Annotated in this window: 15 protein-coding genes; 5 read left to right on the top strand and 10 right to left on the bottom strand. The window is 65.5% G+C overall.

Annotation, left to right across the window (positions count from 1 at the left end; all coding sequences use genetic code 11):
* Window positions 1–34 precede the first annotated feature (34 nt).
* Together WHH00_RS08625 and WHH00_RS08620 are read left to right on the top strand one after the other, a co-directional pair.
* Window positions 35–1,642, top strand: coding sequence for a DUF349 domain-containing protein (locus WHH00_RS08625; RefSeq protein ID WP_406638070.1), 1,608 nt, complete (start codon window positions 35–37; stop codon window positions 1,640–1,642).
* A gap of 123 nt (window positions 1,643–1,765) precedes the next feature.
* Window positions 1,766–2,494, top strand: a complete 729-nt coding sequence (locus WHH00_RS08620) for a hypothetical protein (protein ID WP_406638068.1) — start codon at window positions 1,766–1,768, stop codon at window positions 2,492–2,494.
* Here the strand turns inward: WHH00_RS08620 and WHH00_RS08615 are convergent.
* From WHH00_RS08615 to pdxT, 9 genes are all read right to left on the bottom strand, one after another.
* Window positions 2,375–4,768, bottom strand: coding sequence for a bifunctional (p)ppGpp synthetase/guanosine-3',5'-bis(diphosphate) 3'-pyrophosphohydrolase (locus tag WHH00_RS08615; RefSeq protein WP_350003125.1), 2,394 nt, complete (start codon window positions 4,766–4,768; stop codon window positions 2,375–2,377). The genes WHH00_RS08620 and WHH00_RS08615 overlap by 120 nt on opposite strands.
* A 132-nt stretch (window positions 4,769–4,900) precedes the next feature.
* Complete coding sequence (secF, locus tag WHH00_RS08610) at window positions 4,901–5,923, bottom strand: protein translocase subunit SecF (protein WP_350003123.1); 1,023 nt, start codon at window positions 5,921–5,923, stop codon at window positions 4,901–4,903.
* Window positions 5,923–7,683 carry a protein translocase subunit SecD gene (gene secD, locus WHH00_RS08605; RefSeq protein WP_350003121.1) on the bottom strand — a complete coding sequence of 587 codons (1,761 nt, stop codon included), beginning with the start codon at window positions 7,681–7,683 and terminating at the stop codon, window positions 5,923–5,925. The genes secF and secD overlap by 1 nt, the downstream gene beginning before the upstream one ends.
* A gap of 100 nt (window positions 7,684–7,783) precedes the next feature.
* Window positions 7,784–8,179 carry a preprotein translocase subunit YajC gene (yajC, locus tag WHH00_RS08600; RefSeq protein WP_406638065.1) on the bottom strand — a complete coding sequence of 132 codons (396 nt, stop codon included), beginning with the start codon at window positions 8,177–8,179 and terminating at the stop codon, window positions 7,784–7,786.
* 238 nt (window positions 8,180–8,417) lie between these two features.
* Complete coding sequence (gene ruvB / locus WHH00_RS08595) at window positions 8,418–9,473, bottom strand: Holliday junction branch migration DNA helicase RuvB (RefSeq protein WP_350003119.1); 1,056 nt, start codon at window positions 9,471–9,473, stop codon at window positions 8,418–8,420.
* Window positions 9,466–10,110, bottom strand: coding sequence for a Holliday junction branch migration protein RuvA (gene ruvA / locus WHH00_RS08590; RefSeq protein WP_174181114.1), 645 nt, complete (start codon window positions 10,108–10,110; stop codon window positions 9,466–9,468). Before ruvA ends, ruvB begins: the two co-directional genes overlap by 8 nt.
* A 91-nt stretch (window positions 10,111–10,201) precedes the next feature.
* Complete coding sequence (ruvC, locus tag WHH00_RS08585; RefSeq protein ID WP_350003118.1) at window positions 10,202–10,780, bottom strand: crossover junction endodeoxyribonuclease RuvC; 579 nt, start codon at window positions 10,778–10,780, stop codon at window positions 10,202–10,204.
* A 31-nt stretch (window positions 10,781–10,811) separates the two neighbouring features.
* A complete protein-coding gene (locus WHH00_RS08580; protein ID WP_231456866.1) occupies window positions 10,812–11,567 on the bottom strand; it encodes a YebC/PmpR family DNA-binding transcriptional regulator in 756 nt (251 codons plus the stop codon).
* Between the two features lie 3 nt (window positions 11,568–11,570).
* A complete protein-coding gene (gene pdxT, locus WHH00_RS08575; protein ID WP_406638062.1) occupies window positions 11,571–12,281 on the bottom strand; it encodes a pyridoxal 5'-phosphate synthase glutaminase subunit PdxT in 711 nt (236 codons plus the stop codon).
* Between the two features lie 88 nt (window positions 12,282–12,369).
* Between pdxT and WHH00_RS08570 the strand changes: the two genes are divergently transcribed.
* Both WHH00_RS08570 and WHH00_RS08565 read left to right on the top strand, forming a co-directional pair.
* On the top strand, window positions 12,370–13,662 hold the full coding sequence (locus tag WHH00_RS08570) for a MurT ligase domain-containing protein (RefSeq protein ID WP_406638060.1): 1,293 nt from the start codon (window positions 12,370–12,372) through the stop codon (window positions 13,660–13,662).
* Window positions 13,659–14,420 carry a glutamine amidotransferase gene (locus tag WHH00_RS08565; RefSeq protein ID WP_350003112.1) on the top strand — a complete coding sequence of 254 codons (762 nt, stop codon included), beginning with the start codon at window positions 13,659–13,661 and terminating at the stop codon, window positions 14,418–14,420. Before WHH00_RS08570 ends, WHH00_RS08565 begins: the two co-directional genes overlap by 4 nt.
* Before the next feature lie 63 nt (window positions 14,421–14,483).
* Here the strand turns inward: WHH00_RS08565 and WHH00_RS08560 are convergent, their stop codons facing one another.
* Complete coding sequence (locus WHH00_RS08560; RefSeq protein WP_406638057.1) at window positions 14,484–15,803, bottom strand: CapA family protein; 1,320 nt, start codon at window positions 15,801–15,803, stop codon at window positions 14,484–14,486.
* A gap of 74 nt (window positions 15,804–15,877) precedes the next feature.
* On the opposite strand from WHH00_RS08560, the gene WHH00_RS08555 reads away from it, so the two are divergent.
* The gene (locus tag WHH00_RS08555) at window positions 15,878–17,890 is read left to right on the top strand and encodes a M3 family metallopeptidase (protein WP_406638055.1); all 2,013 of its coding nucleotides are present in this window, start codon (window positions 15,878–15,880) and stop codon (window positions 17,888–17,890) included.
* The last annotated feature ends 206 nt before the right edge of the window (window positions 17,891–18,096 follow it).

Here is an 18,096-nt window from a genome sequence, read left to right as displayed (position 1 = left end):
TGAGTATTTCCCTCCAAGCGAAAGACTTTTAGCGGTGACAGACAGTCAGAAATCCGACGAAACAGCAACAGACCTGACCGAAGCGGCGGCCCCCGCGGCTGACGGCGCAGGAACTGAGGCATCCGGTACCACGGCAGTGGAAGCTCCCGAAGCCGGGGCTGCCGCAGCAGAACCTGCTGCAAAGGAGGCTGGTCCCTCCGCTCCCGCGGATGACACTCCTGCTGATGGCACTCCCTCGGATGACAATTCCGTGCCTGCCCCCGCACCGGCAACTGCACCGGCCCCCTCACCCTCCCCCCGGGCACCGTCGCCGGCCGCGTTCGCTTCCCGCCCGAAGCCTGCCGCTGCCGCCCCTGCTGCAGCTGCTGTTCCGGCAGCGCCTGCCACCTCTTTGGCCGAGGCCTCGAAGTGGGGCCGGGTTGAAGGCGACGGCCATGTGTTCCTGACCATTGACGGCAGCGAGCATGCCGTCGGGCAGTACCCGGGCGTCAGCGACGACGAGGCCCTTGCCTACTTTGCGCGGAAGTATGACGACGTCGTGGCCCAGATTGTGCTGCTCGAACAGCGCGTCAGCTCCAAGGCACCCAGCACGGACATGCAGAAAACCGTCACCCATCTCCGCGAGCAGCTTGCGGAAAGGAACATGGTGGGCGACCTCCGTGCGGCCGAGGCGAGGCTGGACAAGCTCGCCGAACAGATCGGTGAGCTGGAGAAGGCCGAAAAGGCCGAGCACGACGCCGTCCGCGCGTCGGAACTCGCAGCCCGTGAGGCAATTGTTGCCGAAGCCGAGCAGATCTCCGGCCAGGACCCCGCGCAGACTCAGTGGAAGACCTCCAGTGCCCGCATGAACGAACTCTTCGAGAGCTGGAAAGCAGCCCAGAAGAGCGGCGTGCGCCTGGGCCGCAGCAACGAGGACGCCCTGTGGAAGAGGTTCCGGGCAGCACGGACTGTTTTCGACCGCCACCGCCGCGCCTACTTCTCGCAGCTGGACAGCAACAACTCCGCGGCGAAGTCCGCCAAGGAGAAGCTGATCGCCGAGGCCGAAGCATTGTCCACCTCCACGGACTGGGGTTTTGCCGCCGGCGAGTACCGCAGGCTGATGGACCAGTGGAAAGCATCACCCCGCGCCAGCCGCAAGGACGACGACGCACTGTGGGCCCGGTTCCGTGCGGCCCAGGATGTGTTCTTCACGAACCGCCAGGCTGCCAACGACGAGATCGACCAGGAATACTCGGCCAACCTCACCGTCAAGGAGGCGCTCCTGGTGGAAGCCAACGCTATCCTTCCGGTCAAGGACCTGGCCGCAGCCAAGAAGGCACTGCAGTCGATCCGTGACCGGTGGGAAGAAGCAGGCAAGGTCCCGCGCGGCGATATGGGCCGTATCGAGGCCGGGCTCCGCAAGGTTGAAGATGCCGTCCGCAACGCTGAGGAAGAGCAGTGGCAGCGCTCCAACCCGGAGCGGAAGGCGCGCACCAACAGCGCCCTGTCCCAGCTGGAATCTGCGATCGCAGGCCTTCAGGACGATCTTGCCAAGGCAGAGAAGACCGGCGACCAGCGCAAGATCAAAGCTGCCCAGGAAGCCCTCGAGGCGCGCCAGGCCTGGCTCGACCAGATCCAGCGCTCGGCCAGCGAACTTTCCTAAGCCGCCACGCTCTGGCTCGTCCGCCTGCTCCGCAGGCTGGCGTCTGGGACAGGCCCGGTCCGGTTATCCACATAACCGGACCGGGCCTGTCCCTGTTAAGGGCCTGCGCGGCAGGATGGATGAATGGCGATTCCATCGGGTTCCGCGGACAATGACCAACCACCTGCGGCAGAAGCGGCAGCACCCCGCTTCCCCGAGCTCTATGTCCCGGACATGCCCTTCGCCATGCCGGAACTGCAAACCCTCGCCGCGGACGGACTCCTGGACCGGCTGCACCACCGTGGGTATACGCTGCCCGGAGTGGCCGCATCCCCGCAGCTGCGTGCACGTGCGGCGGCCGGGGCGGTGCCGTTGCCGGTCAGGCAAAGGGTGGTTGCCGGCCGCATGACGGCAGCCTGGATCTACGGCTGCGCGCCAGAACCGGACAGACTGGCCCTGCTGGTGGATGCCAAACGGAGGGTTTCAAGCCTCCGGAACACCAGGGGCTGCACCCTGCACGAGGTGAAGCTTGGACCCTTCGACGTCGTCAGCCTCGGCGGCCTGATGGTCTCCAGCCCGCTGCGGACTGCCCTGGACATTGCCCTGCACGTGGACGCCGGCAGGGCCATCCCCGCACTGGAGGGCTTGCTGGCACGCCCGCAAAAGGACGTGCGCCTGCGCCTGCTTGTCCTGGCCATAGAAGCGACGCCCCGCGTGCCCCACAAGCGCGCGGCCCTGGAGAAGCTTGCCGCGCTAGCTCCGGCGCTTGTTGCCGGTGGTCCGGTAAACGTCGAACACGCCGTCAATCCTGCGGACAGCGCTGAGGACGTGGCTCAGGTACTTGGGGTCGCCCATCTCGAAGGCAAACTTTGAGATCGCCACCCGGTCCGTGGAGGTATGCACGCTGGCTGCCAGGATGTTTACGTGGTTCTCGGACAGGACCCGGGTGACGTCGGACAGCAGCGATTTGCGGTCCAGCGCTTCCACCTGGATCTCGACCAGGAAGACGCTGGACTGCGTTGGCGCCCAGTCCACGTCCACAATGCGGTCGGGCTGGTCCTTCAGGTCCGAGATGTTGGTGCAGTCCGTCCTGTGCACGGAGACTCCCGAGCCCCGGGTCACGAAGCCAAGGATCGGGTCAGGGGGGACGGGCGTGCAGCAGCGGGCCAGCTTGACCCAGACGTCGCCTACTCCGCGGACCACCACGCCCGAGTCGGAGAAGCGTGCCTTGGTGACCTGGGTGGGGATACTGACTTCGGTGATGTCGTCGTCGGCGCTCTCATTGCCGCCGAGGCTTTCCACCAGCTTTTCCATGACCGACTGGGCGGACGTATGCCCGTCGCCCACTCCGGCGTAGAGGCCTGAAATGTCAACGTACTTGAAATCCTCTGCAACTGCGGCGAGGGCTTCGTGTGTCATCAGCCGCTGCAGCGGAAGGTTCTGCTTCCGCATTGCACGGGTCAACAGTTCCTTGCCGCGGTCGATTGCCTCTTCCCGGCGTTCCTTGCTGAACCACTGGCGGATCTTGTTGCGGGCCCGGGCGCTCTTGACGAAGTGCTGCCAGTCCTGGCTGGGGCCAGCGCCCTCCGCTTTGGAGGTGAAAATCTCCACCCAGTCACCGTGGTTCAGCTCGCTGTTAAGCGGAACCAGTTTGCCGTTGACCCGGGCACCGATGGTCCGGTGCCCGACTTCGGTGTGGACTGCGTACGCAAAGTCCACGGGAGTGGACCCGGCGGGCAGCGCCATGACTTCGCCCTTGGGGGTGAAGACGAAAACTTCCCGTGCATTGATTTCGAAGCGGAGGGAGTCCAGGAATTCACCCGGATCCGAGGTTTCCTGCTGCCAGTCCACCAGCGAACGCAGCCAGCCCATGTCCCCGTCCCGGGGGCTGCCGGGACCAACCGCGGTCCGGTTGGGCTGGTCCTTGTACTTCCAGTGCGCAGCCACGCCATATTCAGCACGGCGGTGCATCTCATGGGTACGGATCTGGATCTCAACCGGCTTGCCGCCGGGCCCGATCACCGTGGTGTGCAGTGACTGGTACATATTGAACTTGGGCATCGCGATGTAGTCCTTGAACCTGCCGGGCAGCGGGTTCCAGCGCGAGTGCATGGCGCCCAGGGCGGCGTAGCAGTCACGGACGGAGTCCACCAGGACACGGACACCCATGAGGTCGTTGATGTCGTCGAAGTCCTTATCGCGGACGATCATCTTCTGGTAGATGGAGTAGTAGTGCTTGGGGCGGCCGGTGATGGTCGCCTTGATCTTGGCGGTACGGAGGTCCTCGGTGATCTGGTCCCGGATGACACTCAGGCTCTTCTCCCGCTCGGGGGTCCGGTCCCCCACCATCCGGACGATCTCTTCATAGACCTTCGGGTACAGCGCCGCGAAGGAGAGGTCCTCCAGCTCCCACTTGATGGTGTTCATGCCCAGCCGGTGGGCCAGGGGCGCAAAGATCTCGAGCGTCTCGCGGGCCTTCCGGGCGGAGGATTCCGCGGAGACGAACCGCCAGGTCCGTGCGTTGTGCAGCCGGTCCGCCAGTTTGATCATCAGGACACGGATGTCCTTTGCCATGGCAACAACCATTTTGCGGACGGTCTCGGACTGCGCGGCCTCACCAAAGCTGACCTTGTCCAGCTTGGTCACACCGTCCACCAGCATGGCCACTTCGGGACCGAAGTCCCGCTTCAAGTCGGCGAGGGTGTAGGGCGTGTCCTCCACCGTGTCGTGCAGCAGGGCCGCGGCCAAGGTGGTTCCACTCAGCCCAAGTTCGGCCAGGATGGTGGCCACGGCCACGGGATGCGTGATGTAGGGGTCGCCGCTCTTGCGCTTCTGCCCGCGGTGGCTTTGCTCCGCAACGTCGAAGGCCCGCTGGATGAGGTCGAAGTCCTCTTTGGGGTTGTTGGCCCGGACAGTCCTTAGCAGGGGCTCAAGGATGGGCGAATACGTCGCTGTGCTGCGCCCCGTCAGCCGGGCGAGCCTGGAGCGGGTCCGTTCCCGGCGGCCGGGAAAGGTGGGGCGTGAGCCGGAGTTGTCGACCGGAACCAGCGGACCAGGGCGCGCGGACGAGGCCACCCCGGCCTGCGTACCGTTGGCAGCACTCTTGTCTCCTTGTGCCGCTGGCGCTGACGCCGAACGCTCTTCCAATGAAGTACCCCTCACCACCGTTTAATTACTTCAGTCTATTCCCCGCGGCGGTGAGATTTATAACCAGCGCCTTAAACACGGACGGCCGGCCCTCGCCAGGATTCTGGCGGTGGCCGGCCCGTGGAATCTGGCTTACGCCTTGGCTGTTTCTACTACTGAGGAGCCGGAGCCTGACCCGGCACCGGCACGCCGGTGCTCAACCCGTTTCGCCTGCCTGGCGAGGTCGGGTTCGTTCTGGCGCAGCCACGCATACAGTGGGGCTGCCACGAAGATGGTGGCTGCCGTGCCGATCAGGATTCCGACAAACAGTGCCAGCGAAAGGTCGCGCAGCGTACCGGCACCCAGCAGCCCGGCACCGATAAACAGGATGGCGCCCACGGGAAGGATCGCCACCATCATGGTATTGATCGACCGGACGAGGGTCTGGTTCACGGCGAGGTTGACCTCCTCGGTGAACGTGCGGCGGGTGGACGCATCGAGATCGGCGGTGTTCTCGCGGATCTTGTCGAAGACCACCACCGTGTCGTACAAGGAGTAGCTGAGCACGGTGAGGAACCCGATGATCGCGGACGGAGTGACCTCGAAGTCGCTGAGGGCGTAGACGCCGGCGGTAATGAACATGGTCACCGCCATGCCCGCGATGGCGGACAGGGACATCTTCCACGTGCGGAAGTACAGCGCCATCAGCACTGCCGCGAGGAGGACGAACACCACAAGGCCGATCAGGGCCTGCTTGGTAACGTCAGCGCCCCAGGTCGGACCGACGAACGTCGAGGTCACCTCATTGTCGGTGACGCCGTAGGCGCTGGTGAGCCCCTCCTTGATGCGGAGCGTCTCATCGTCCGTCAGCTTGTCCGTCTGGATCCGCATGGTGGTGCCGGCGACGTTCGCAACGCGCGGCACACTGCCCTGGACCACGTCAGTAACGGCCTTCTCCCCCAGCGCTGCATCGGTGGTCTGCACGTTAGAGACCGTGAATTCGGACCCGCCACGGAACTCGATGCCGAGGTTGAAGCCGCCCTTGGCCAGCGGAATGATGATGGACAGGACAACGGCCACGGCCGCGATGATGAACCAGAGTTTCTTGGCACCTACAAAGTTGTAGGACCGCTTTCCGGTGTAGAGCTCGTTGCCGAAGTTGGCGAAGCCTGACATTACTTGTTCTCCTTCGCTGAGGACTTCGAGGAGCCCGCGAGCTGCTCCTGCTTCTCCGCCAGGCGGCGTTCGGCGATGGTCATCCTGCGTTCCGCTTCGGCGGCCGCACCGGCGTTCTTGGTACGGACAGCGGCGGCAGGCTTGTCTGCAGGTGTGCGGACACGGCCGGCGCCGCGGTACAGCGGCACTGCTCCCAGACGTTTCGGATCAAGGCCGGACAGCCGGTGCCCCTCGCCGAAGAACCTGGTGCGCGCCAGCATCTGCAGCGTCGGGTGGGTGAACATGAACACCACGATGAGGTCTGCAATGGCGGTCAGGCCAAGGGTGAAGGCGAAGCCCCGGACGTTGCCCACGGCCACGAAGTAGAGGACCAGTGCAGCCAGCAGGTTAACGGCCTTTGAGGCCAGCACGGTCCGCTTGGCCCGCTTCCAGCCGTTCTCGACGGCGGAAACCAGGCCGCGGCCTTCACGGAGCTCGTCCCGGATGCGTTCGAAGTAGACGATGAAGGAGTCCGCCGTCTGTCCGATTGCCACGATGAGGCCCGCGACGCCGGCCAGGGACAGCCGGTAGTTCTCCGTCCAGCCCAGGATGGCGATCGCCAGATACGTCAGGACGCCGGCGACCACCAGTGAAGCGATGGTCACCAAGCCGAGCGCCCGGTACTGGAACAGGGAGTAGACCACCACAAGGAGGAGGCCGATGATGCCCGCCAGGAGGCCCATGCGCAGCTGCTCACCGCCAAGGGTGGCCGAAATCTGCTGCTCGCTCTGAATTTCGAAGCTGATGGGCAGTGCACCGAAGCGCAGCTGGTCTGACAGGGCCTTGGCGCTCTGCTCGGTGAACCCGCCGGTGATCTGCGGGCGGCCGTCGGTGATGACAGCGAGGGACCGCGGAGCGGAGATGACCTGGTCATCCAGCACAATGGCGAACTGGGCCTTCGGGTCGTTGCCCGCGTCGCCGCCGGCGGCAACGTAGAACTGGTTCAGGCGTTCGGTGACCTCTTTGAACCTGGCCGTGCCTTCGTCGTCGAACTGGATGTTCACTGCCCAGTCGTTGGTGACGGCACCCTGCGCACCCTGCTGGAGCTGGAAGGAGGACGTGACGATGTTGCTTCCCTTGACCTCAACGGGACCCAGGATGTACTTGATCGCAGGGTTCGTCTCGGAAGCCGGCTCACAGGTGACCAGCGGCTTGGCAGGGTCCGACCGTTCCCGTTCGTCCTGCGCCGGGTTGTCGCAGTCAAGGGTTTCGAACTCGCGGTAGATCTCCGGAGTGATCCAGTTGATGTCGCTGCTGTTGGCGGGTTCCGCCGTCGGCTTGGGCAGCTGGTCCTCCGGCGCCCGCTGTTCCTCCGGCACGGGCGCACCGGCACCGGCGAGCAGCACGGGCCGGAAGTTCATGTCGGCGGATGCCTGGATCAGGTCGCGCGTCTGGCTCGAGGGGGTGCCAGGAAGGCTGACCACCACATTGCGCCCTGACTGGGTGCTGATCTCTGCTTCTGCAACACCTGAACCGTCAACGCGCTGGCGGATGATCGCCACGGCCTGGTTGAGCTGTTCCTCGTTGATGTCCGAACCGCCCTCGACCTTCGGCGCCAGGATCATCTGGGTGCCGCCTTCGAGGTCCAGCGCCAGCTTGGGCGCCCAGCTTGCCTGCCCGGCAAGGGTTCCGCCGGCCAGGACGGCAGTGAGGGTGGCGAGGAGTACACCGAGCCAGACCAGGACCCTGAGGCCTGGTTTCTTGGGGCCAGTTCGTGCCATTGTCGATCTTTCTCTTATTCACGGAGGAACCGCCGGTGCCTGCTTGTGCTTGCACCGGCGGCGGTCCGCAGCGGTAGAGGTGTTGTGGATGCAGCGGGGACTAGATGTCCTTCTTGCCCTCGTCGTTGAGGCGCTTCGGGGTTTCATCCGGTGTTTCGAGCGGCGTTGCGGAGCTGCCGGTCTCCTGCGCGGTCAGCGACGACGCATCGTCCGGGACAGCCGGGGCGTCAGCCGCCGGAACCGCTGCCGGCTCTACGATCTTGGTGACTGCCTGGCGGTGCACGGTAGCAAGGTTGCCGGGGGAAAGCTCCAGCGTGACCTTGTTTTCCTCGTCGTCGATGTCAACGATGCGGCCGAACAGGCCAAAGCTGGTCATGACGTCTACGCCGGGGCCGAACTTCGACTGGAGCTCCGCCTGCTGCTGCTGCGTCTTCTTGTTGCGGCGGAACATCATGAAGATGAACACACCGAGCATGACGAACAGGAGAATTGACATTGGATCCAAGGGGAATTCCGTCCTTTTTTGCATAGCTGATTTTCCAGCAACATCGGCTTCGCTCCGGCAGGGGCAGGACGGTCAGGCAGGCATAAGCCTGTCGGGTTCCTTCCCCAGCCACGCATGAGGCCAGGGCCACCCGCGGAACAAAGACCCGAACGTGCCGAGCGTCATACCAGTCTAAAGGGAAAAGCTGAACGGAGCCTGCTATTGGATTTCGGGGCCCGTCAGTCCGGGCTCAGGCGTCGTCGTCGGCAGGCTCGAACAGGTCCAGCTGCTCCTGGGCGAAGACGCCTGACGGAATGGCATAGCCAAGATGGGTCCAGGCCGGAGCCATGGCAATCCGGCCACGCGGGGTGCGGCCCAGGAGGCCCTCACGGACCAGGAACGGCTCTGCCACGGTTTCCACGGTTTCGGTCTCTTCGCCGACTGCGATGGCCAGCGTGGAGAGTCCCACCGGGCCGCCGCCGAACTTGGTGATGAGTGCTTCGAGCACGGCGCGGTCAAGCCGGTCCAGGCCCTTTTTGTCCACCTCATACATGTCCAGCGCAGCGGACGCCGCCCTGGCGTCGATCTGGTCAATTCCGTGGACCAGGGCCCAGTCCCGGACACGGCGCAGCAGCCGGTTGGCAATGCGGGGAGTGCCGCGGGAGCGACCGGCGATCTCGGAGAATCCCGCCGAGTTGACCTTGAGGTCCAGCAGGCCGGCGGAGCGCCGCAGCACGAGTTCAAGCTCCGGCACGGAGTAGAACTCCAGGTGGCCGGTGAAGCCGAACCGGTCCCGGAGCGGCCCGGGCAGCAGGCCAGCGCGGGTGGTGGCGCCCACCAGGGTGAAGGGCGGCAGCTCGAGGGGAATTGCCGTTGCACCGGCCCCCTTGCCCACCACGATGTCCACCCGGAAATCCTCCATGGCCATGTACAGCATCTCTTCGGCCGGCCTGGACATCCGGTGGATCTCGTCCAGGAACAGGACTTCGCCCTCGGAAAGGGAGGAAAGGATGGCGGCGAGATCCCCGGCGTGCTGGATGGCAGGGCCGCTGCTAATCCGCAGGGGCGCACTCATTTCTGACGCAACGATCATGGCAAGGGTTGTCTTGCCCAGTCCCGGCGGGCCCGAGAAGAGCACGTGGTCCGCGCTGCGCCCGCGCATCCGGGACGCCTGGAGAACCAGGGACAGCTGTTTCCGTACCCGGTGCTGGCCCACGAAGTCGTCCAGGTTCTTGGGCCGGAGCGCTGCCTCGATGGCACGCTCCTCGGGCTCCTCCCCCGCGGCCACCAGGGACGGTTCAGCCACGGCTGCCTACGCGGTTGCCGGCCCGTGCACCGTCCTGTCCAAGCCACCGGAGCGTGGTCCGCAGGATCTCCGGCACGTTGCCGCGGAACGACACCTCGGGATCGTCCGCCAGCGCCTTGTCGATGCTTGAGGAGGCGTCCTTTTCCGACCAGCCCAGGCTGGTCATGGCGGCCACCACCTGGGGCTTCCAGGCGGCTTCGGCCGGGGTGGAGGCCGCGGCGGTACCGGCTGTACCGTGCGGAACCAGCTTTCCGGCCAGCTCCAGGACAATCCGCCCAGCGACTTTGGGGCCGATGCCGGGAACCTTGGTGAACGTTTTGCTGTCCCCCGTGTGCGCGGCCACCCGGATCGCCTCCGGTTCGTGGACCGCGAGGACTGCCAGCGCCAGGCGCGGCCCCACCCCGCTCACACTGAGCAGGACATCGAAAACCTCGCGCTCGTCGTCGGACGCAAATCCAAAGAGCGTCAGCGAATCCTCCCGGACAATCAGGGAGGTGAAGAGCTGGCCTTCCTCGCCGGTGCGCAGCCTGCTCAGGGTCTGCGGGGTGGCGTTGACGCTCATGCCCGCCCCGTTGAGGTCAATCACGGCGGTGGAAAGTCCCACATGCGCTACCGTCCCGCGAAGGAAACTGATCAAGGCCTGGCTCCTGGTGTCTTTGCCGGGCTCCAGGGAGCAGGACCGGCTATCCGAACATATCTACGAATACCCTAGCAAGCAGCCAGGACATTCAGCGTGCGCGGCGCGCCTTCGCCTCGGCATCAGCCCAGGCCCGCTGGGCCGGGGTCAGGGAGGAACTGCCCGGGCCGGTGGTAGCAACGGCGGCGCCGCTGCCCGCCCGCCAGGCGTGGGTGATGGCCAGCGCAAGGGCATCGGCGGCGTCCGCAGGCCGCGGCGGTGCGTCAAGGCGCAGGATCTTGGTGACGAGCTTGGTCACCGCATCCTTGTTCGAGGTACCGCTGCCGGTGACGGCCGCTTTGACTTCCGACGGCGTATGCAGCGCCACCGGGATCCCCCGCCGGGCCGCTGCCGCGATCACCACCCCGGATGCCTGGGCCACGCCCATCACGGTGCTGACGTTGAGCTGGGAAAAGACCCGTTCGACGGCGAGGACGTGCGGTTCATGGCGGTCAAGCCACTCGTCGATGGCGAGGGCGATCACCAGCAGCCTCTGGTCCAGGGTGTCCTCAGGCGAGGTTCCCACCACGCCATAGGCAACCATGGTGGCCTGCCTGTTCCGCTCGACGTCCACAACGCCGATCCCGCAGCGGGTCAGGCCGGGATCCACCCCCAGGACGCGGAGCGTCACAGGCGGGAACGCCTCACGAACAGGCGGGGCCTCACTCAGAGTCCAGGGCGGCCTGGACGTCGTCGCTGAGGTCGGCGTTGCTGTAGACGTTCTGGACGTCGTCGAGGTCTTCCAAGGCGTCAACGAGCTTCATGAACTTCTTTGCGGCGTCCAGGTCCAGCGGCACTTCCATGGACGGAACGAATTCCGCCTCGTCGGTGTCGTACTCGATCCCTGCGTCCTTCAGGGCATCGCGGACAGCCTGCAGGTCCTTGGGGTCCGAGTGGATCTCAAAGGTGTCGCCATTGTCCTTGACTTCCTCGGCACCGGCGTCCAGGACAGCCATCAGGACGTCGTCCTCGGTCAGGTCCTTCTTGGGAAGGGTCACCACGCCCTTGCGGCTGAACAGGTAGCTGACCGAACCGGGATCGGCGATGGTGCCGCCGTTGCGGGAGATGGCGAGCCGGACCTCCGAGGCCGCACGGTTCTTGTTGTCCGTAAGGCACTCGATAAGCAGCGCAGAACCCTGCGGGCCGCGGCATTCGTACATGATCTCGGTGTAGTCAACCACTTCACCGGTAAGCCCGGCTCCGCGCTTGATGGCACGGTCGATGTTGTCTGCCGGCACCGAGGTCTTCTTGGCCTTGGTCACGGCGAGTTCCAAGCCGGGGTTGCCCTGGAGGTCCGGGCCGCCCATACGCGCGGCAACTTCAATGTTCTTGATCAGCTTGGCGAACGACTTGGCGCGGCGGCTGTCGAGGATAGCCTTCTTGTGCTTGGTCGTTGCCCATTTGGAGTGGCCTGACATGCTTTACGCTTCTCCTCTGATCATGCGGATAAAAAGTTCGTGTACGCGTTTCTCCCCAGTCACTTCCGGGTGGAAGGAGGTGGCCAGCAGGTGGCCGGAACGCACTGCAACAATTCTAGCCGTCCCCGGCAGCGGTACGGCGTGGGACGCGTGCTCAGGGTCGGCAGGCTCAACCTGCGCGAGGATTTCCACGCCGGGACCAACACGTTCCACCCACGGCCCGCGGATAAAGACGGCGTGGACCGGCGCAACGCCGGACGCCGTGGCGCTGAAATCGAGGCCCTTGAAGTCAAGGTCCGTTTCAAAGGACTCGCGCTGCCGGCCGAAAGCGTTGCGGCGCACGGTGATGTCCAGTCCACCGAAGGTCTGCTGCGGAGCCCCGGACAGGTCCGTGGCGGGATCCGCAATGTCGGTGGCAAGCAGGATCATTCCTGCACATGAGCCATACACAGGGAGGCCTTCGGCGATGCGCTCCCGCAGCGGTTCGGCAAGATCAAAGGCGCGGGCAAGTTTGTCGATGGCGGTGGATTCGCCGCCGGGAATGATCAGCCCGTCCAGGCCGTCCAGTTCCTTGGACCGGCGGATGCCGACGGCTTCGGCGCCTGTGTCCTCGATGGCCCGCAGGTGCTCACGGAAGTCGCCCTGGAGCGCCAGCACACCGATCCGAAGGCCGGCTCCAGCGCGCGCAGGAGCAGCCGAAAGGGAATTTGTCATCCATCCAGCATACGGGTGGCCCTTTACAGGGACCGGCAGGGAGGGCGTCGTCGGCGGTTGCATGCCTTTGCTGGGATATATTCAAAACATGCTCTACTTCAGTGTTCCGCTCGGCAAACTGGTCCGCCGGGTGTCCCGGCTTCGGGGCGGCGGGTCCGCCCTGCCCGGGCTGGTGGTCGAAAAAATCGACCCCGGCTTTATGCGGCGGACACTCAGGACCCTCCCCCATGGGGTGGCGGTGGTCAGTGGCACCAACGGCAAAACCACCACAACCAAAATGGTGGTGGAACTGCTGGAAAGCCAGGGCCTGAAGGTCTTCACCAACCGCACTGGCAGCAATTTCACCCGCGGCGTCGCTGCGGCCCTGCTCGGCGAGGTTGACTGGCGCGGCCGGCTGGACGCCGACGTCGCTGTCCTGGAGCTGGACGAAGCGCACGCCGTGCACTTCGTCAACAGCGTCCCGCCGCGCTACTGCCTCCTCCTAAACGTCCTGCGGGACCAGCTGGACCGGTTCGGCGAAATCGACAAGACAGCCCAACTCCTTCAGCACATCGCAGCGAAGACCACCGGAACGGTGGTCCTGAACCGGGAAGACCCCCGGGTTGCCCGGATCGCGGACACCCTCACCGGGCAGGACGTCAAGTACTTTGGCCTGGACGACTCGCTCCTGAGCACCTTCCCCAACGACGACGACATGCGGGCTGCTCCCGGAAGCCCCGCTCCGGCGGGCCTGCCGGAGAAGCCGGCAGCCGACGTCGTCCTCCGCAAGGTGGGCGCGGACACCGCTGAGTTTGAGTACGACGGCGCCACGGTCACCACGGGCATGAAGCTTCGGGGTGTCTACAACATCTTCAACGCCGCCGCCGCGCTGACGCTTGCGCGCAGCATCTGCGGCAGCGGTGCCGCCACCGCCAACCACGACGCCCTGCTTGAGGCCCTGTCCCGGGTGGCTCCGGCCTTCGGACGCGGGGAAAGCCTCACCGTTGACGGCCACCCCCTGGACCTGGTCCTGGTCAAGAATCCCAGTGGCTTCCGGCTGGGCCTGAAGTCGTTCCCCGCGGGCGGTTACGCCACCATGATCGCCATCAATGACAACTACGCCGACGGCAGGGACATGTCCTGGCTGTGGGACGTTGAATTCGAGTCCCTGCGCGAGGGCGGGGTTGACCAGCTCGCCGGTTCACGGGCCTACGACATGGCACTGCGGCTGCAATATGACGACGTCCGCATCGGCAACGTCGAACCGGACATCACGCCTGCACTCGCGGCCTTCATCAGGGAAGCCCACGGAAAGCCAAAGCGCATCTTCTGCACCTACACGGCGATGCTGGCCATCCGCCGCGAACTGTCCAAAATCACTACCGTGGAGGTTGTCTCTTGAGCCAGGCAGGTGCTGGTCCCGCACAGGAAAACCCCGGGAGCAAGGGCACCCTCCGGGTGGTGCAGCTCTACCCGCGCGACATGAACATCTACGGCGACTGGGGCAACGCCCTGGTCCTCCAGCAGCGCATCAGCTGGCACGGTTACACCCCGGAGCTGCTTGAGTACAACGTGGGGGATCCGTTCCCTGAGGACGTGGACATTATTGTGGGCGGCGGCGGCCAGGACAGCGGCCAACTGGTCATCCAGGACGACCTTCAGGCCCGCTCCGGTGTGCTGAAGGACCTGGCGGAGGACGGTGCGCCCATGCTTGTCATCTGCGGGCTGTACCAGCTCTTCGGACACTTCTTCAAGACCCGCACCGGCGCTGTGATCCCGGGCATCGGCATCCTGGATGTTGAGACGCACGGCACCGAGGAGCGGCTGATCGGCAACGTCAAAGTTGCCACCGCGGAGTTCGGGGAAGTGCTTGGCTACGAGAACCACAGCGGCCAGACAACCCTGGGCAGCGGCGTGCGGCCTTTGGGCTCCACCCCGAAGGGCATGGGCAACAACAGCAGTGACGGCCACGAGGGTGCCCGGTACCGGAACATCGTGGCCAGTTACCTGCACGGCTCGCTCCTGCCCAAGAACCCGGCCATCGCGGACTTCCTGATCCGCACGGCAGCGGAGCGCAAGTACGGCAGCTTTGTTCCGGGCCATCCGGATGACAGCTACGCGGTGTTGGCGCGGGAACACGCCGCACGCCGCCCGCGCTGACCAGGCCCGCGACCAGGTCACCGGACTGGCACATACCTGTGGGCGGCGGCCCGCACCGGAGGGTCAGGGGTCGCGGGTGATCAGAAGTTCGTGCGCTCCGGCTGCCGCTGCGCCCATTGCTTCCACGACGCCTGCTGTCCTGTTCCGGGTGGCGGCGTCGGCTTCCTGCCCGACACAGGGCCCCTGTGGCGCGTCGGTCGCCACCGAACACCAGCGGTAGGGATCGCGGACGATGACGGAGGGCGCCCAGGCCAGGTCCGTGGCAGTCCATCTTCCGGAGGCGTCCTGGCCGAACTGCACCCGCACCAGGAGGCCCTCGTTGTTGACCGCGTACCAGGGCGAAAGCTCGGTGATGCCGTTGCCCAGGCCGTATACGATCCACGTGCCCTTGTAGTTCTCGATGGGGAGCACGGAATGCGTGTGGTGTCCGTAGACCAGGTTGAACTGGCCGCTGTCCACCAGGGCGTGCGCCACTTCCCGCTGCCGGGCGTTCGGACCGCTGGTGTATTCGTCTCCGGCGTGGATGGCCGCCAGCACGATGTCCGCCCCCAGCGCCCTGGCCTTCTCCGCTTTGGCGATCATGGTTGGGGCATCCAGCATGTCCACCTGCCAGGGGTGCTCGGGAAGCAGTCCGTTGAGTCCGTAGGTGGCTTGGATGACGGCGACCTTCGCGGCGGGAGTCTGCATGATGAGGATCCCTTGCGACTCCTTTTCAGTCCGGTACGAACCCGTGTGTTTCAGGCCGGCAGCGTCCAGCTGGTCCAGGGTGCGCAGCAGCCCGTCCGTTCCACGGTCAATGGTGTGGTTGCTGGCCGTTGTGCAGGCCTGGTACCCCACTTCTTTTGATGCTGCGATGATTTGCGGCGGAACATTGAACGACGGATAGGCCGCGAACGGACCTTCCGGGACGGCCACCGGCGTTTCCAGGTGGCAGATGGCCAGATCACTGTTCCCGATGTACCGCCGCTGCCCGTCAAGCAACGGCACGAAGTCCAGTCCGGACTTGCCCGATGCTGCCGCGTCCTGCTGCGCCTGCTGCCACAGCTGTGCGTGAACCAGCATGTGTCCGGTGACCAGCACGGACGTGCACCGGAGCACCGGGCAGGCCGGACCCTCGCCGGGCGTGGGAGTCGGCGTCGGGGTTGGAGGGGAAGCCGCGGTGCTGCCGGTGCCAGAGCTGCCGGTGCCAGGGCTGCTGGGGCCGGGGCCGCCGGGACCGGTGCGGGCCAAACCGGTCGCTCCTGCCGGAGCCGCGGGCCCGGCCTGTTCCGCGACCAGGCCGCAGCCGCCGAGCGCTCCAGCTATAGACAGTGCGGCAGCCAGCGCAAGGGCAGGGATGACGCGGCGAAAATGCACCGGCCCCCTGCCGGTTAGAGTCCCCATAAGAGCATTCTAGGGAGCGGGCCATGGCGTGGCTCACATTGAGAAGCGTGGCCTGCTGTGAAAGGTTTTACTCCATGACCAACCCCCTTTTGGCACCCAGTCCCCTGCCCTATGGACTTCCGCCCTTCGCGGAGATCACACCCGCCGATTATGAGGACGCCGTCCGGTCAGGCCTCGCAGAGCATCTGGCTGAGATCCAGGCCATTGTTGATGACGCGGCCCCCGCCACTTTCGAGAACACGGCCGTGGCGATGGAACGCTCCGGCCGGCTCTTGGACCGCGCGGCTGCATCCTTCTTCACCCTCGTTTCGGCTGATGCATCCCAGGAGATCCGGGATCTGGAAACTGCCCTGGCCCCGCTGTTCTCCGCACACCAGGACGAGGTCTTCCTCAACCGGGCACTGTTTGAGCGCTTTGCCGCCATCTACACCTCCGGCTGCGATGCGGAGTCCGTGCGGCTTGTCGAGGAGTACCTGAAGGAGTTCCGGCAGTCGGGCATCCAGCTGGAGGGGCCCGCCAGGGAAAGGCTCAAGGAGGTCAACGCCGAGCTCTCCCGCCTGGGCACCGAGTTTGGGCAGCGCGTGAAAGAAGGAATGAAATCCGCTGCGCTGCTTTTGGACCACGCAGGCGAGCTGGCGGGACTGCCGGCCGATGACATTGCCGCCGCCGCGGAGGCTGCCCGCGCCGCAGGGCATGACGGCAAATTCCTGCTGACTCTGATCCAGCCGACCAACCAGCCTGCCCTGTCCGCCCTCGAGAACCGGGGCGTCCGGCGTCGGCTGTTCGAAGCGTCTGTGGCGCGGGGCAGCGGGGGCGGAAGCCTCGACGTGCTGGATCTGGCCACGTCAATGGCCCGGCTTCGCGCCGAAAAAGCAGCGCTTTTGGGCTTCGCAAACTACGCCGAACTGGTGGTGGACCGGCAGACGGCCCCGGATTTCGGGTCGGTCCAGTCCATGCTGAACCGCATGGCGCCAGCAGCCGTGCGGAACGCCGACACCGAAGCCGCGGCCCTGGCCGAGGCCGCAGGCCATCCGCTGGAGGCCTGGGACTGGGCCTTCTACTCCGCGAAGGTCCGGCGCGAACGCTACGACGTTGATGAACAGGCACTCCGTCCCTATTTCGAGCTGGACCGTGTGCTGGAAGACGGCGTCTTCTTCGCCGCCACTTCCCTCTTCGGCATCACATTCCACGAGCGGAAGGACCTTGCCGGGTACCACCCCGATGTCCGCGTCTGGGAGGTCCGCGACGGGGACGGCATGGGCCTGGGACTGTTCCTGGGTGACTACTACACCCGTGAATCCAAGCGGGGCGGGGCCTGGATGAACTCCCTGGTGGAACAGTCGGCGCTGCTCGGAACAAAACCGGTGGTCATCAACAACCTGAACATCTCCAAGCCGCCCGCGGGTGAACCGACGCTCCTGACGCTGGACGAGCTGCGGACCACCTTCCACGAGTTTGGCCACGCCCTGCACGGGCTGTTTTCCAACGTGACCTATCCCCGGTTTTCCGGCACTTCGGTCCCCCGCGACTTTGTGGAATATCCCTCACAGGTCAACGAAATGTGGATCATGTGGCCCGACGTGCTGCAGAACTACGCCCGCCACCATGAAACGGGCGAGCCGCTTCCGCAGGAGGTGGTTTCGAAACTGGAGGCGTCCCGGCTGTGGGGTGAAGGATTTGCCACCACCGAATACCTGGGCGCGGCACTGCTGGACCTGGCCTGGCACGTCCTGGACGGCAGCGACATCCCCGAGGATGCCGTTGCGTTTGAAGACAAGGCCCTGGCCGCCGCCGGCATCGCCCATGCCCTGATCCCGCCGCGCTACCGGACCGGCTATTTCCAGCATGTCTTTGCCGGTGCGGGGTACGCGGCCGGCTACTACTCCTACATCTGGAGCGAAGTTTTGGATGCGGAGACGGTGGACTGGTTCACCGAGAACGGCGGGCTCACCCGGGCAAACGGCGACCGTTTCCGCCAGGAGCTCCTCTCCCGGGGAAACAGCCGCGACCCCCTGGAATCATTCCGCATCCTCCGGGGCCGCGAGGCAAGGCTGGAACCGCTGCTGAAGCGCCGCGGCCTGGAATAGCCAAGCTCCCCACCCACCCCACCCCACTTAAAGAAGTACGACGCCGGTCCCCCACCAGAGAAAGGTGAGGAACCGGCGTCGTACTTAACAGAGCCGGGGCGACGGGCGGGGGTGATCCGGCAGCGCGCGTAAAAGGGGCCCCGCGTCCCGGCTCGCCGCGAAGCGGCCTTAGCAGGACGCGGGGAATAGCGCGCAGAGGATCAGCG

This window comes from Pseudarthrobacter quantipunctorum (genome assembly GCF_045291495.1).
Taxonomy (GTDB): Bacteria; Actinomycetota; Actinomycetes; order Actinomycetales; family Micrococcaceae; genus Arthrobacter; species Arthrobacter quantipunctorum.
Note: the sequence above shows the minus strand (reverse complement) of the source record. Positions and strands in the feature narration are given on the sequence as shown.

Coding starts and splice junctions, on each gene's coding strand:
- WHH00_RS08580 (WP_231456866.1), bottom strand. CDS start 11,567: ATGTCAGGCCACTCCAAATGGGCAACGACCAAGCACAAGAAGGCTATC.
- pdxT (WP_406638062.1), bottom strand. CDS start 12,281: ATGACAAATTCCCTTTCGGCTGCTCCTGCGCGCGCTGGAGCCGGCCTT.
- WHH00_RS08560 (WP_406638057.1), bottom strand. CDS start 15,803: ATGGGGACTCTAACCGGCAGGGGGCCGGTGCATTTTCGCCGCGTCATC.
- secF (WP_350003123.1), bottom strand. CDS start 5,923: ATGTCAGGCTTCGCCAACTTCGGCAACGAGCTCTACACCGGAAAGCGG.
- secD (WP_350003121.1), bottom strand. CDS start 7,683: ATGGCACGAACTGGCCCCAAGAAACCAGGCCTCAGGGTCCTGGTCTGG.
- WHH00_RS08555 (WP_406638055.1), top strand. CDS start 15,878: ATGACCAACCCCCTTTTGGCACCCAGTCCCCTGCCCTATGGACTTCCG.
- WHH00_RS08620 (WP_406638068.1), top strand. CDS start 1,766: ATGGCGATTCCATCGGGTTCCGCGGACAATGACCAACCACCTGCGGCA.
- WHH00_RS08570 (WP_406638060.1), top strand. CDS start 12,370: ATGCTCTACTTCAGTGTTCCGCTCGGCAAACTGGTCCGCCGGGTGTCC.
- yajC (WP_406638065.1), bottom strand. CDS start 8,179: ATGTCAATTCTCCTGTTCGTCATGCTCGGTGTGTTCATCTTCATGATG.